14 protein-coding genes are annotated in these 13595 nt (G+C 66.4%); 1 reads left to right on the top strand and 13 read right to left on the bottom strand.

Annotated features, from left to right (window positions below):
* Positions 1-29: 29 nt before the first annotated feature.
* The 6 genes from NVS89_RS09090 to NVS89_RS09065 form a co-directional block, all read right to left on the bottom strand.
* Complete coding sequence (locus NVS89_RS09090; protein WP_258732296.1) at positions 30-1016, bottom strand: ABC transporter substrate-binding protein; 987 nt, start codon at positions 1014-1016, stop codon at positions 30-32.
* A gap of 434 nt (positions 1017-1450) precedes the next feature.
* Positions 1451-1921 (bottom strand): flavin reductase, encoded by a 471-nt coding sequence (locus tag NVS89_RS09085; protein WP_258732387.1) that lies wholly within the window; start codon positions 1919-1921, stop codon positions 1451-1453.
* A gap of 135 nt (positions 1922-2056) precedes the next feature.
* Positions 2057-3370 carry an NtaA/DmoA family FMN-dependent monooxygenase gene (locus NVS89_RS09080; RefSeq protein WP_258732294.1) on the bottom strand — a complete coding sequence of 438 codons (1314 nt, stop codon included), beginning with the start codon at positions 3368-3370 and terminating at the stop codon, positions 2057-2059.
* A gap of 5 nt (positions 3371-3375) precedes the next feature.
* Entirely contained in the window at positions 3376-4212 is an 837-nt protein-coding gene (locus tag NVS89_RS09075; protein ID WP_258732293.1) for an ABC transporter ATP-binding protein, read from the bottom strand.
* Positions 4213-5031 (bottom strand): ABC transporter permease, encoded by an 819-nt coding sequence (locus NVS89_RS09070; protein WP_258732292.1) that lies wholly within the window; start codon positions 5029-5031, stop codon positions 4213-4215. It lies immediately after the preceding gene.
* A 127-nt stretch (positions 5032-5158) separates the two neighbouring features.
* Entirely contained in the window at positions 5159-6238 is a 1080-nt protein-coding gene (locus NVS89_RS09065) for a putative urea ABC transporter substrate-binding protein (protein WP_258732291.1), read from the bottom strand.
* Positions 6239-6375: 137 nt separating this feature from the next.
* Here NVS89_RS09065 and NVS89_RS09060 point away from each other — a divergent pair, with 137 nt between their 5' ends.
* A complete protein-coding gene (locus NVS89_RS09060; RefSeq protein ID WP_258732290.1) occupies positions 6376-6996 on the top strand; it encodes a TetR/AcrR family transcriptional regulator in 621 nt (206 codons plus the stop codon).
* A gap of 27 nt (positions 6997-7023) precedes the next feature.
* Here the strand turns inward: NVS89_RS09060 and NVS89_RS09055 are convergent, their stop codons facing one another.
* The 7 genes from NVS89_RS09055 to NVS89_RS09025 all read right to left on the bottom strand — a co-directional run bounded on the left by NVS89_RS09055 (position 7024) and on the right by NVS89_RS09025 (position 13524).
* Positions 7024-7764 carry a glutamine amidotransferase gene (locus NVS89_RS09055; protein WP_258732288.1) on the bottom strand — a complete coding sequence of 247 codons (741 nt, stop codon included), beginning with the start codon at positions 7762-7764 and terminating at the stop codon, positions 7024-7026.
* Between the two features lie 104 nt (positions 7765-7868).
* Entirely contained in the window at positions 7869-8336 is a 468-nt protein-coding gene (locus NVS89_RS09050) for a tellurite resistance TerB family protein (RefSeq protein WP_258732287.1), read from the bottom strand.
* 263 nt (positions 8337-8599) lie between these two features.
* The gene (locus NVS89_RS09045) at positions 8600-9331 is read right to left on the bottom strand and encodes a GntR family transcriptional regulator (protein ID WP_258732286.1); all 732 of its coding nucleotides are present in this window, start codon (positions 9329-9331) and stop codon (positions 8600-8602) included.
* Positions 9332-9662: 331 nt separating this feature from the next.
* Complete coding sequence (locus NVS89_RS09040; protein WP_258732285.1) at positions 9663-11171, bottom strand: tripartite tricarboxylate transporter permease; 1509 nt, start codon at positions 11169-11171, stop codon at positions 9663-9665.
* A gap of 15 nt (positions 11172-11186) precedes the next feature.
* Positions 11187-11687 carry a tripartite tricarboxylate transporter TctB family protein gene (locus NVS89_RS09035; RefSeq protein ID WP_258732284.1) on the bottom strand — a complete coding sequence of 167 codons (501 nt, stop codon included), beginning with the start codon at positions 11685-11687 and terminating at the stop codon, positions 11187-11189.
* A 266-nt stretch (positions 11688-11953) separates the two neighbouring features.
* Entirely contained in the window at positions 11954-12964 is a 1011-nt protein-coding gene (locus NVS89_RS09030; protein ID WP_258732283.1) for a Bug family tripartite tricarboxylate transporter substrate binding protein, read from the bottom strand.
* Positions 12965-13233: 269 nt separating this feature from the next.
* Complete coding sequence (locus NVS89_RS09025; protein ID WP_258732282.1) at positions 13234-13524, bottom strand: hypothetical protein; 291 nt, start codon at positions 13522-13524, stop codon at positions 13234-13236.
* Between the last annotated feature and the right edge of the window lie 71 nt (positions 13525-13595).

The raw sequence follows: 13595 nt of genomic DNA, 5'->3' as shown, positions 1-13595 counted from the left end.
CGCGACCTCGCGCGCGCCCCCGGCGGCGATCACTGGGTGAAGCTGGGGTCGATGATCTGGTCGTAGGTGATCGGCGTCTTGATCTTGCCGAGGTCGGTCCAGATCTCGTTGCCGAGCTTGATCACGTCCGCGGCCGGGCCGGGCTTCTCCGGCGTGCCGAAATAGTCGATCGTCATCTGCTTATCGTAGAACTTCACACCCGAGGCGGCGTCGGCGAAGTCCTTCGGGTCGGTGAGATAGCCGCCGACGCCTTTGGCCATGATGGCATAGGCCTTGTCGGGGTTGGTCTTGATGTAGTCAACCGCCTTCTGCAGCCCGGCGATGAAGCCCTTCACGTCCTCGGGACGGTCCTTCAGCACCGAGCAGGAGATCTCCAGCACGTCGATGATGACGCCCGGCGTCGCGGCGCTGTCCATCAGCACCTTGCCGGCGTTCTTGGTCTTCACCAGGGTGAGGTTCGGCTCCCAGGTCACGGCGACCGGCACCTGGCCGGCGATGAAGGCGGCCGCGGCGGCATCGGCGCTCATGTTGAGCACCTCGACGTCCTTGAGCGGGATGCCCTGCTTCTTCAGCAGGTAGGAGAACCAGAACTGCGAGGTCGAGCCCTCGTTCAGGGCGACCGTCTTGCCCTTCAGGTCGTCCAGCGAGTTGATCTCCTTCACCGATACCATGCCGTCGCCGCCATGGCTCTCGTCGAACAGCGCCACCGCCTTGAAGCAGAACTTGTCGGAGCGGTACTTCAGGATCTCGTCCAGCGTGGTGGCGGTGCCGTCGAGCTTGCCGGCCGCCTGGGCCGCCATGGCGAGGGCGGAATCGTCGACCACCTGGAAGTCGACGTCGACGCCGTTGTCCTTGAAGTAGCCGAGCTCCCTGGCGAGGTAGAGCGGCCCGTAGCCGACCCAGATCGTGTGACCGATCGAGATCTTGCCGGCGGAGGCGGGCTGCGCCGCCGCCGCGGCCATGACCGCCCCGGTGAACGCGCCGGCAAGGCACCGGCGCAGGCTCTTAGTCAGCATGATGGGTCTCCCTGAGGAATAGGACGCTGGGCAGCGAACCGGCGCGCAGGCGCCTTGTGAAAGCACCCCGCCCTGCGGCTGCCGATCTCGGCATCGGCCGGGGCGGAGGCGGGGCGTTGGTGCGGTTTCGCGCGCATCGCGACTGTTTCTATCCTTAGCACCGCGAAACCGACCTGATTACAGATGGTTAGGTTCCTTTTCCGGTCATGCGCCACCGACACGGAACAACGTCTGACGCTATGCCAAATCCACTATGCAGGCACGCCTATGTTTTAGGCGATGCTCGCCCGTTCTGGTGTCACACACACGCCCGGCACGTAAGCTTCAAACCGCACAGCCGTGGGGATTTTTCCCGCCAAGGTAAGCTCGCACGCGGTTGCATGCCTGATCTTTACGCCCGGCGCGCGTGGCGGCCCGGAGAGCCTCCACACGGCTCACTCCTCCCCGCCGCCATGGCCGCCGCGAATGGCGTGGTAGCGGCGGCTGAAATAGATCAGGCCATGCGGGACCCCGCCCTCGGCGAGGCCGACCACCTCGCAGAACAGCACGTCATGGGTGCCGACCTCGACCGTGCGCACGATCCGGCAGTCGAAGGCCGCAACCGCGTCCACCAGCATCGGCGCGCCGGTGGCGGCCACCTTCCACTGCGCCGCTGCGAAGCGCTCGGCGGGCGGGGTGCGCCCGCCGAACAGGTTGGAGAGCGCCTCGTGCCCCGCCGCCAGCGTGTTCACGCACAGCACGCCGTTGGCGTGGAACACCGCGCTCGCCGAGCTGCCCTTGTTGAGGCAGACCAGCAGGGTCGGCGGCGTGTCGGTCACCGAGCACACCGCCGAGGCGGTGAAGCCGTGGCGCCCGGCCGGGCCGTCCGTGGTCACGATGTTCACCGCGGCGCCGAGCCGGGCCATCGCGTCACGATATTGCTGGCGCGTCACCCCGGCGATCCGCCCGGGCGCCGGGCCGGGGACGTCGTCCTGAACAGACGGGACCATGTCCATCTCTCCCTTCCGTCAGATAGCCGGCTAAGCGGCTATGGGGCGGCGTCAGAATTCCCGCAGATTGTCGCGCAGGAGCTGGTGCTTGTATTCGGTGCGCACCAGCCCGCGCGACTGCAGCTCCGGCACCAGGCCGTCGCAGATCTCGGTGATGTAGCGGCGCGAGACCCGCAGCACCGGCGTGGTGATGAGGAAGCCGTCGCCCCCGACCTCGGCCATCGCCGCGCCCATCTTCTCAGCCACCTGCGCCGGCGTGCCGATCAGCTCCATGGAGGAGACGAGGCCGCCGCCGCCATCGGCCGCGAGCTGGCGCAGCGTCTTGCCCGAGCCCCATTGCTGGAACTTGTCGAGCGTGCCGGACTCGCCATTGGTGACGAGCTTCTCGGGCAGCGGCTTGTCGAGCTCGAACTGCGCGAAGTCGATCTCGGTGATGGCGGAAATCGAGATCAGCACGTCGGTGACGAAATTGTCCGACATGGTGACGTTCCGGTAGCGCGCCTGCGCCTCCTCCTCGGTCTCGCCGAGGCTCGGGCAGATGCAGAAGAACACCTTGATGTCGTCCGGGTTGCGGCCGAACTTCTCGGCCCGGGCGCGGATGTCGCTGCGGAACTCCTTCATCCCCTCCACCCCGTTCGCCACCGAGACGATGGCGTCCGCGTGCTGGGCGGCGAAGTCGCGCCCGCGCGGCGAGGCGCCGGCCTGAAGGTAGACCGGGCGGCGCTGCGGCGAGGGCACGGTGTTGAGCGGCCCGCGCACCTGGTAGTACTTGCCCTTGTGGTCGACGGTGTGGATCTTCGAGCCGTCCGCATAGACGCCGTTCTTGCGGTCGAGCACCACCGCGTCCGGCTCCCAGCTCTCGAACAGCTTGCCGACCACGTCCATGTACTCGTCCGCCATGGCGTAGCGGTCCTCGCGCGCGGGCAGCCTGTCCATGCCGAAGTTCTTCGCCATCAGGTCCTCGGCCGAGGTGACGACGTTCCAGCCGAAGCGGCCCTTGGTCAGGCTGTCGATGGTCGAGGACAGGCGCGCCAGCATGAAGGGCGGGTAGGCCATGGTCGACATGGTGGCGACCACGCCCAGATGCTTGGTGGCCATGCCCATGGCGACGGCGAGCGGCGCCGGATCGGCCTTCGGCACCATCATGGCGTGCTTGAGCGAGAGGTCGCGCGAGCCGCCATAGGTCTCCGGCACCATCAGCTTGTCCTCGATCATGATGAGATCGAAGCAGGCGCGCTCCATCGACTGCGCCATGTCGATGTAGAACTGCCCGTCCCAGGGATAGCCGCCCTGGCCGAACGGCTCGCGCCACTCGTCGGGCGTGAAGTTCATAAACCAGGCGAGATGGAAGCGCTTGTCGGCCATTGACGTCAGTCCTTCACAAGGGCGCGGACGGCCGGGCCATCCGCAGGCAGGTCGTGGGAGGAGACGAGCGTGAGGCGGAGCTTCTCGCGCTCACTCTCGAAACGGTGGGAGTCGCGCACGGCGCGGATCTTGGCCTCGAAGTCGGAGGCGATGGTGGCGCCGAACCGCTCGGGGGCCTGCGGGTCGGTGCGCGGGCGGTCGACCGCGATCACGCGGGTGCCCAGCAGGAAGGCTTCGGAGAGGTCGTGCGTGACCATGACGATGGTCATCTCGTTCTCCTCCCACAATTCGTGCACCAGCTCGTGCATCGACTTGCGGGTGCCCGGGTCGAGCGCGCCGAACGGCTCGTCGAGCAGCAGCACCTTCGGCTTCATGATCAGCGCCTGGGCGAGGGCGAGGCGCTGCTGCATGCCGCCGGAGAGCTGGGCGGGGTACTTGTCCGCCGAATCGGCGAGGCCGACCCGCTCCAGCAGCCCCATTGCCCGCGCCTCGAGCGCGCGCCGACGCGCACCGAACAGCCGGCCGAGCACCGGCGAGGCGGCCCATTGCGGGCCCAGCATCACGTTGCCCAGCACGGTCTTGTGCGGGAACACCGAATAGCGCTGGAACACCACGCCGCGATCGGCGGTCGGCTCGGGGGCGATCGGCTCGCCGTCGATCAGGATGCGCCCGCGCGTGGGCGTCTCCTGGCTCAGCAGCAGGCGCAGCAGCGTGGTCTTGCCGACCCCGGAAGGGCCGATGATGACGAGGAACTCGTGGTCGTCGAGCGCGAGGTTGACGCGCTCCAGCACGACCCGGTCGTCATATTCCTTCCAGACGTTGTCGATGACGATCTTGGTCATTCAGGCCGCCTTGATCTTGTCCCACGGATAGGCGGCGGCGGAGAGCCTGCGCAGCACGTAATCCATGAGAAAGGCGAGCAGGGTGATCCAGGCGACGTAGGGAAGGATCACGTCCATGGCGAGATAGCGCCGCACCAGGAAGATGCGGTAGCCGAGCCCGCCCTCCGCGGTGATGGCCTCGGCGGCGATGACGAACAGCCACGCCGCGCCGAGCGAGAGCCGCACCGAATCGATGAGGCGCGGCATCACCTGCGGCAGCACCACGCCGGAGATCATCTGCCAGGTGGAAGCGCCGAGCGTCTGCGCCTTGACGATCTGCTCGGTGGGCAGCGAGGCCACCCTCAGCATCACGTCGCGGATGATGAAGGGGGCGATGCCGAACACGATCAGCACGATCTTCGACACCTCGCCGAGGCCGAAGATGATGAACAGGATCGGCAGAACCGCCAGCGGCGGGATCAGCGAGAAGGCGGCGAAGAAGGGCTCGAAGGTCGAGCGCAGATAGGGGATGAAGCCGACCACGATGCCGAGCACCAGCCCCACCAGCGCCGAGATGCCGAGCCCGAGGAACAGCCGCCACAGGCTGAGCCAGGTGTCCCACCAGAACAGGTAGGTCTTGGTGGCGACGTCGACCGTGGTCGCCATGCGCACCAGCGTCGCCCAGAAGGTCGCGAGCGCCGGCATGAGCTTGTCGTTCGGCTCGACGGCGAGGCGCGCATTGGAGGCGAGCACATAGATCGCCAGCACCGCGATGAAGGGCAGGGCGGCGAGGATGATGCGCACGCCCGGACGGGGCGCGTAGTTGATGATGCGGCGCATGGTCATGCCTTCCGGGCCGGAATGCGGGCCGAGGGGGCCGGAGACGGACGGGTCGGGCGGTTACGTCGGTCGGGATCGGGCAGGCCGGCGCGGGAGGAGCCGCGCCGGCGCCGCGCCTTGGGCGCGCTCAGAGCTTGCCGTCGGCCGCTTCCTTGGTGAAGCTGGCGTTGATCCGCATCTTGATGTTGCCCTTGTCGCCCAGCACGTTGCCGTCGGCGACCTCGATGCCGATCGAATCCACGCTGGTCGCGCCCTGGCCGAACAGGCCCTGGTCGAAGCAGAAGGTGCGGATGTTGTCCCAGATCTTCTCGTTGTCCGGCGAGGTCAGGAAGTCGTAGGCCTCGGTCGGCGTGTAGAAGAAGTGGGTGGTGTCGATCTGCGACTGCAGCCCGCTCGCATCCGTGCCCATGGCGCTGGTCATGATGGCGCGCATCTCGTCCGCCTTCGGGCCGCCCGCCTTCAGGATGCCGAGCGCCTCGTACCAGGCGCCGATCACCGCCTTGGCGAATTCGGGGTTGTCCTTCAGCGTCGCGGTATGGGCGATGAACACGTCCATGATCTCGCCGGGAATCTTCGAGGAATCGAACAGCACCGTGGTGCCCGGCACCTTCTCCATGTCCTCGGTCAGCGGCTTCCAGGAGACCGCGTTCTTCACAGTGTCCTGCGAGACATAGGCGGCCGAGATATCGGCGTCGGAAATGTTCACCGCCTTGGCGGAGGAGGTGTCCTCGATGCCGTTCATCTGCAGGGCGCGGTTCAGCAGATAGTGCGAGACCGAATACTGCAGCAGGTAGACGTCCTGGCCGACCAGATCCTTCACGCTCTTGGCGGTCTTCGACATGAGGATGTCGTTGCCGTTCGAATAGTCGGTGATGAGGAAGACCGAAGTATCGACGCCGCCGGCCGCCGGCATGGTCAGCCCGTCCATCGAAGCGACGCCGACCGCGTCCATGTCGCCGGCGATGAACTGGTTGACGCCCCCGACATAGTCATTGGTCTGGATGAGCTCGACATCGATGCCGTACTTGTCGGCCCATTTTTTCATGATGCCCGACTGCTTGAGATAGGCGAAGGGCATGAAGCCGATGTAGACCGTGTAGGCGAGCTTGAAACTCTTCTTCGGCGCGGCATCTGCGGGAAGCGAACCTGCAAAGGTCGCGGCGGCGAGGCCGACGGCGAGGGCCGCGGCCTGAAAGATACGCTTCATCGGGGCAGCTCCTGGTCGCTGAATTGGGCTGGACCAGGCTATTAAACGGTGACTTAATATCGACTGCAAGCCCAACAAATGGGCATGCATAGCATACAGGCAAGGCAAAAATTCCGTAGTTCTACGGAGGAGACACAATGACCGCGAAGGCGGCGAGGCGGCGCCTCAACCCGGCCGAGCGTCGGGAAATGATCCTGGAGGAAGCGCTCCGGCTGTTCGCCGAGCGGCACTATTCGGTCGTCACCGTGCGCGACATCGCCATGGTGTGCGACATCAATGTCGGGCTGCTCTACCACTATTTCGAGAACAAGGACGACCTGGTGCGCTGCGCGCTGGGCCACGCGATCGAGCAGCTCGTCGCCGGCTACGAGCAGCGCCGCGTCGCCACCGGCAACCCGCGCGACGAGATCAACGCCTGGCTGGACGCCCATATCAGCTTCGCCCCCACCACCGCGCTGATGGTGAAGCTGATGTCGGACTATGCGAGCGCGGGCACCAGCGACCCCGCCATCGAGGCCATGATCGCCGGCTTCTACGCCCGCGAGAAGGTGTTGCTCGAGGGCGCGCTGCGGCGGGGCATCGAATCCGGGCTGTTCCGGCCGACCGACACCGCCAAGACCGCGCGGCGCATCGGCCTGATGCTCGACGGCATCTTCCACGCCTCGGCGAGCCGCCGCGACGACCGGATCGAGGAGGACGTGCGCGATCTCGGTGAGTTCCTCGACCTGATGCTCACGCCCCAGCCGGACGCGGCCTGAATCCGGCCCGGTGCGCCCGCTCGCCGCTCAGGCCGGCGAGACGCGCCCGCTCGCCAGCCAGTGGTCGAGAAAGGCGTCGAGCCACAGGCGGATGCGCCCGTCATGCTGCAGCCGGTCGAGGAAATGGGCGCGCGAGGGACGCGCCCCGGGCAGGCTGAGCCGCTCGCTGCCGCGCACGGTCCAGCGGCACATCATCTGGTGCGTCACCTCGGGGTGGAACTGGATCCCGTAGGCGGCCGGCCCGTAGCGGAAGGCTTGGTTCGGGAAGGTCTCGCCGGCGGCGAGCAGTTCCGCCCCCTCGGCCAGCTCGAAGCCCTCGCGGTGCCAGTGATAGACGTGATCGGGCCAGAGCTCACACAGGTCGGCCTCGGCGTCCGGCGGCGGCGCCAGCAGCGCCTCGGCCGCCCCGGTGGCGCGGATCGGGTAGTAGCCGATCTCGACCAGACCCTCGGGATGGGGCGCCACCCGCGCGCCCAGCGTGCGGGCCAGCATCTGCGCGCCGAGGCAGATGCCGAGGAACGGCTTGGCTTCGGCGAGCGGCACGCCGATCCAGTCGATCTCGGCCTTCACATAGTCATGGACGTCGTTGGCGCTCTGCGGGCCGCCGAAGATCACCGCCCCGGCATGGGCGCCCAGCGTATCCGGCAGCGCCTCGCCGAGGCAGGGCCGGCGTATGTCCAGCGTATGGCCGCGCTCGACCAGGAGACGCCCGACCCGGCCGGGGGAGGAATGTTCCTGGTGGAGGACGATCAGGACGGGAAGAGGCATCGTCTCCAGCAGCGGTCAGGCGCGCGCGCGGCGCGGAGGAGTGAATCGACAAGCAAGGAAGGCGCCAGATTCGGCGCTTTCGAGGCGGCGCGGCGCCGGCGCGCTCATTCGTCCTCTCCGAATCCCTCGCGCACCTTCCTGCGGATCTGCACCCGGTCGCGCGAGCTGACATTGAGCAGCTCCGCCGCGCGCCAGACCAGATTGTCCTCGAACTCGGTCAGCCCGCCATCGGCATAGCCGACCTCGAACATCATCTCGACGATGCGCTGGCGGCCCTCGTCGTCGAGCGCGCGGTTGAGCACGCTGGTGAAGGCGTAGAGGTCCACCGCCTCGGCGTCGCGCGCGATCGCCGCCTCCAGCAGCGCCTCGGCCTCGTTCTCGTCCATCGAGAAGCGGGAGGCGATCAGGCGGCGCAGCTTCGCCATCTCGTCGGCGCCGATCACGCCGTCGATGGTCACCACATGGACCAGCAGCGCCGCCGCCGCGAGGCGGTAGTCGTTCTCGGCGAAGCTGGCCTCGTCGCGGACGCCGCCGGCGATCTCGGCAATAAAATCGGTCAGACTGCGCAGCATGCCGGCCGGCTCTCCTGCGTTCACGGGCGGACACAACGGGATGGGTGGCGGGCCGGCTTGGGACCCGCGCCTCGTCGGTATCGCAATCGCCGCCACGGCGCAACGCCGGCCCGGTCACAAGCACGCGCGGCCCCGCCCCGGCCGGGCCGGAACAAAAAGACCCGACGGGGTCGAGGAACCCGCCGGGGGAGAGGTCGGCATTCGGGCAACCGGTGCCCGGCCTGGAAGGACTGCGGCGCCGTCGCGCCGCGGCCCGGACCCGCCTATTCGAGATAGTCGGCGAAGCGCGCCACATGGTCGGCGAGGCCGAGCGCGTGGTTGCGCACCAGAAGCTCGGCCGCGTCGGTGTCGCGCGCCTCCAGCGCCTGGATGATGGCGAGGTGGTCCTGGATCGAGCGGTCCGCCCGGTCCTCCTCGCCGATCGTCTTGCGCCGGATCATCCGCATGTGGGTGAACAGGTTCTCGGCCAGGTTGACCAGGATGCCGTTGCCGCCCATGGCGATGATGGTCTGGTGGAACTGGATGTTCACTTCCGAATATTCGTCGAGCTTGGCGTGCGGAGCCTCGTCGCCCTCGTCGAAGGAGGCGAACATCTCGCGCAGCCGGCCGATCTCCTCGTCGGTCGCGTGCAGGGTGATCAGGCGGGCGGCGAGGCTTTCCAGCGCCGCCCAGACCTGGATCATCTCGATCACCTCGCGCTTGGTCTTGCGCACCACATAGATGCCGCGGCGCGGCACCGAGTGGACGAAGCCCTCGCGCTCGAGCTGGGCCATGGCCTCGCGCACCGGCGTGCGGCTGACCCCGAGGCTCTGGGCGAGCTGGCGCTCGTCGAGGCGCACCTCATGGGGCTGGTCGTAGATGTTGAGCGAGACGATGACTTCCTTGAGGGCCGCATAGGCGCGATTCTTGAAGGTCGACGTGTCCTCCAGCGGCGCGACGGAGAGCTTGGCGACCCCTCCGTTCACTCGGCGAATGGTGCTCTCGATGCTCATCATCGTGTCCATTTCCCGAGAAGTCGTGTCGCGTGGCCCCGGCGGGACCCTGACCCGGATGCGGTGTGAAAAGCGTAGAGCATGTGCATTGCCTCCCGTTCCCCGTTCCCGTGCGGTATCGCCCTGCCCGTCGCGGGCCGCCTTCTGGGGTGGGCGGCTGCGCAGCGCTCGGGCGCCCGTTTTGCCCGATCTCCGCTCTCCGGGGGTGAGGGAGCCGGCGGGGAGCGGCTCGGCCGCTCTTCGCATGGGCGGCGGCCGGACCTTGGGGGGATCCCGGCCGCTTCGACGCCCGCCGCGTCGGGAGACGCGGCGGGCCGGTTCGTCGGATGCGTCCTCAGGCCGGCTGCGGCGTCGTGCGCAGCTTGGCGAGGAGGAGCGACACCAGCGGCCACAGGCCGGCCAGCAGGCCGAGGCCCATGATCGTCGACACCAGCGGGTTCGACCAGAAGATGGTGACCGAGCCGCCCGAGGTCAGCAGCGACTGGCGGAACGCTTCCTCGGCGCTGGGGCCGAGAACGATCGCCAGCACCAGCGGGGCGAGCGGGTAGTTGGTCTTCTTCAGCAGGTAGCCGAGAACACCGAACACCATCATCATCAGCACGTCGAACACGTTGTTGTTCACCGTGTAGGCACCGATCGCGCAGATCACCAGGATCACCGGAGCGATGATCGAGAAGGGGATGCGCAGGATCGCGGCGAACAGCGGCACGGTCGTCAGCACCAGGGCGAGGCCGACCACGTTGCCGAGATACATGGAGGCGATGAGGCCCCACACGAACTCGGACTGCTCGACGAACAGCATCGGACCCGGCTGCAGGCCCCAGATCAGCAGGCCGCCGAGCAGAACCGCGGCGGTCGGCGAACCGGGGACGCCCAGCGCCAGCATCGGCAGCAGGGCCGAGGTGCCGGCGGCGTGCGCGGCGGTCTCCGGCGCCACGACGCCCTCGATCTCGCCATTGCCGAAGTTCTTGCCGTTCTTCGACACGCGCTTGGCGATGCCGTAGGACATGAACGAGGCCGGGGTCGCGCCGGCGGGCGTGATGCCCATCCAGCAGCCGATGATGCAGGAGCGCAGCGAGGTCACCCAGAAGCGCGGCAGCGTCTTCCAGGTCTTCCACACCACCTTGGGATCGATCTTCGCCGCCTTGCCGCGGAACTCGAGCCCCTCTTCCATCGTCAGCAGGATTTCGCCGATGCCGAACAGGCCGATGACCGCGATGAGGAAGTCGAAGCCGTTGAGCAGCTCGGTGAAGCCGAAGGTCAGGCGCAGCTGGCCGGTCACCATGTCGAGGCCGACGCAGGCGAGGGCGAAGCCGATCATCATCGACACGACGGTCTTGGCCGGCGGCTCCTTGCTCATGCCCACGAAGGAGGCAAAGGCGAGGAAGTAGACCGCGAACTTCTCGGCCGGACCGAACTGGAGCGCGAACTGGGCGACCAGCGGCGCGATCAGCGTGATCATGATGATGGCGAAGAAGGCGCCGACGAAGGACGAGGTGAAGGCCGCGGTGAGTGCTTCACCCGCCCGCCCCGACCGCGCCATCGGGTGGCCGTCGAAGGTTGTCGCCACGGACCATGGTTCGCCTGGAATGTTGAACAGGACCGAGGTGATGGCGCCGCCGAACAGCGCGCCCCAGTAGATGCAGCTGAGCAGGATGATCGCCGAGGTCGGCGACATGGAGAAGGTGAGCGGCAGCAGGATCGCGACGCCGTTGGCGCCGCCGAGTCCCGGCAGCACGCCGATGATGACGCCGAGCAGGATGCCGATCACCATCAGGAGGATGTTGAACGGGTCGGCGGCTATCCCGAACCCGTGGTACAGATTGAGGAAATTGTCGAACATGGGCGCTGTCCTTGGTCAGAGTCCGAGCAATGCCTCGACCGGCCCCTTGGGGAGCGGGATGAGGAACCAGCGCTCAAGCGTGATGTAGAAGAAGATCGGCACGCCGAACGCCACGGCGAGCGACAGCGGGATGCCGTATTTGCCCAGCCACACCATGAAGACGAAGATGAGCAGGATCGACGGGACGTAGATGCCCAGCGCCGGCACCAGGGCGACATAGATGCAGGAGGGGACGAGAACCTTCAGCACCTGCCCGAGCTGGCTGTATTCGGCGAAGAGAGCCACCGGGTCCTCGCGATAGGCGGAGACCAGGTTCAGCACGCTGCAGCCGATGATGATGAGTCCGACATAGAAGGGAAAGAAGCCGGCCTGCGGTCCGCCGTCCCAGCCGGCGCCGACCCTGAGGCTTCCATAGACGACGATGAAGCCGAACAGCAGGGTCAGCAGCGCCGTGCCGAGTTCGACGGCACGCTGCTTGGGTCCCCCACCGCCGGCCCCTTGATGAGCCTGTTCCATCACGATTGTCTCCGAAAATCCGCGCAAAGGACCACCCGGCGGGACGAACCCGTCGGCGGTACGCTTGTCGCCAGCTCGCTCTATGTTTTCGTTGCTTTGCTTCGGGCCGCTCGGCGGGAAAGCGCGGCACCTGCCCGAAGGCACCGGCCCGAACTTCCCCGCCTCGATCCGCGGCTGACGTGATCCCTCCCGGGGGATCCGTTCCGTACGGCCGGCACCCGGCCGGCCTTCAGGTCATCGGGCTTGCGACATCGGTCGCCCGCCGATCAGTTGCCCGCGATGAAGCCGGCTTCCTGCATCAGGTCCTTGTGGTTGGCCTCGGCCTGCTCGATCCAGGCCTTGAACTCGTCGCCGGCCATGAAGGACTGGTTGAAGGCACCATCCTTCATGAGCTGCTTCCACTCGGGGGTCTCGCGGACCTTCTTGAACACGTCGACGAAGTAGGCGACCTGCTCGTCGCTCACGCCCGGGGGCATGAAGATGCCGCGGAGCATCAGGTATTCGACGTCCACACCGGCCGACTTACAGGTCGGGATCGAGGACCAGGACTGGTCGCCGAGGATCTTGTCGGTGTAGGGGAGCTGCTTCTCGTCGAACACGCACAGCGGACGCAGCTTGTCGCCACGCCACTGGGAGACCGCCTCGATCGGGTTGTTGACCGACGAGTTGATGTGGCCGCCCACGAGCTGCACGGCCACTTCGCCGCCGCCCTTGTACGGGATGTAGGTCAGCTTCTTGCCGACCGCCTTCTGGAAGGCGACGGTGATGATCTGGTCTTCCTGCTTGGAGCCGGTGCCACCCATCTTGAAGGTGCCGTCAGGCTTCGCCTTGATGGCGTCGACATATTCCTGGACGGTCTTGTAGGGCTCCTGGGCGTTCACCCACAGCACGAACTCGTCCAGCGCCAGCATCGCGACCGGGGTCAGGTCCTTCCAGTTGAAGGGAATGCCGGTGGCGAGCGGGGTGGTGAACAGGTTCGACAGCGTAATGACGATCTTGTGCGGATTGCCCTTGCTGCTCTTCACGTCGAGGAAGCCCTCGCCGCCGGCACCACCGGACTTGTTGATCACCACGAGCTGCGTCGGCATCAGGTCGTGCTTGGCGATGATGCCCTGAAGCGTGCGGGCCATCTGGTCGGCGCCGCCGCCGGTGCCGGCAGGGACGATGAACTCGACCGGCCGGGTGGGCTGCCAGGCCGCCGCCGCGGGCAGCATGGACATGGCCGTCATGCCGAGAGCGGTCACCGCTCCAAGTCCGAAGGCTTGCAAGTGTTTCATTGGCGTTTCCTTCCCAAAGGGTTTCGCGAATGGCCGGATCCTTTGTCCGCCGGCCTTTTTTGGGTCCTTCCGCAGAGCCTAGCCGCGAAAGCACCGCGATCTCCGGCAGTCTTTCTTGTGTCTCTCAGCCGGATATTCCGTGGAATAAGTTGTACCAAGATTAGCTTTAAGCCAAGCCCCTAATTCTAAAGAGAAATGGTGCGACGCAAGGTCAACGGGTATTACATATTCCAATAATTATGTATTTGGCATAACAGTTCTGGTATACGTTATAATTCATGCGGTGTGCGAGATATCTTATTAATTAAGCCATTGTCGGAGAACGTCTTTTCGGATGGCCAATCCGGTTTCCCTAACGTCGCCTGTCGCAGGGTGAAGGGCGGATCTCCCAAGGGCAGACGCCATTTAGGGAAGGCGAGGATTTCCTCTACGTCCTGTCGCCCTGCCCTGATTTTCACGCCATTCCCCCTAAATTTCGCCATTTTGCTGCGTTGCACAATATTTTTCTCGTCGCCGCAGGTGCTTCGCCGGCTGGCGGGGAAGCCCGAAGGGGCGATCATCCCATGGTCGTGCAACCGTGGGACAAACCTCCGTGCGGGGCGGGGCCATCCCCATCGCCGCGCGGAATCGT

The organism is Ancylobacter mangrovi, from assembly GCF_024752355.1.
GTDB lineage: Bacteria > Pseudomonadota > Alphaproteobacteria > Rhizobiales > Xanthobacteraceae > Ancylobacter > Ancylobacter mangrovi.
This window is presented reverse-complemented; position numbering and strand designations above follow the sequence as displayed.

Coding starts and splice junctions, on each gene's coding strand:
- NVS89_RS09090 (WP_258732296.1), bottom strand. CDS start 1,016: ATGCTGACTAAGAGCCTGCGCCGGTGCCTTGCCGGCGCGTTCACCGGG.
- NVS89_RS09085 (WP_258732387.1), bottom strand. CDS start 1,921: ATGGCCCGGCTCGGCGCCGCGGTGAACATCGTGACCACGGACGGCCCG.
- NVS89_RS09080 (WP_258732294.1), bottom strand. CDS start 3,370: ATGGCCGACAAGCGCTTCCATCTCGCCTGGTTTATGAACTTCACGCCC.
- NVS89_RS09075 (WP_258732293.1), bottom strand. CDS start 4,212: ATGACCAAGATCGTCATCGACAACGTCTGGAAGGAATATGACGACCGG.
- NVS89_RS09070 (WP_258732292.1), bottom strand. CDS start 5,031: ATGCGCCGCATCATCAACTACGCGCCCCGTCCGGGCGTGCGCATCATC.
- NVS89_RS09065 (WP_258732291.1), bottom strand. CDS start 6,238: ATGAAGCGTATCTTTCAGGCCGCGGCCCTCGCCGTCGGCCTCGCCGCC.
- NVS89_RS09060 (WP_258732290.1), top strand. CDS start 6,376: ATGACCGCGAAGGCGGCGAGGCGGCGCCTCAACCCGGCCGAGCGTCGG.
- NVS89_RS09055 (WP_258732288.1), bottom strand. CDS start 7,764: ATGCCTCTTCCCGTCCTGATCGTCCTCCACCAGGAACATTCCTCCCCC.
- NVS89_RS09050 (WP_258732287.1), bottom strand. CDS start 8,336: ATGCTGCGCAGTCTGACCGATTTTATTGCCGAGATCGCCGGCGGCGTC.
- NVS89_RS09045 (WP_258732286.1), bottom strand. CDS start 9,331: ATGATGAGCATCGAGAGCACCATTCGCCGAGTGAACGGAGGGGTCGCC.
- NVS89_RS09040 (WP_258732285.1), bottom strand. CDS start 11,171: ATGTTCGACAATTTCCTCAATCTGTACCACGGGTTCGGGATAGCCGCC.
- NVS89_RS09035 (WP_258732284.1), bottom strand. CDS start 11,687: ATGGAACAGGCTCATCAAGGGGCCGGCGGTGGGGGACCCAAGCAGCGT.
- NVS89_RS09030 (WP_258732283.1), bottom strand. CDS start 12,964: ATGAAACACTTGCAAGCCTTCGGACTTGGAGCGGTGACCGCTCTCGGC.
- NVS89_RS09025 (WP_258732282.1), bottom strand. CDS start 13,524: ATGATCGCCCCTTCGGGCTTCCCCGCCAGCCGGCGAAGCACCTGCGGC.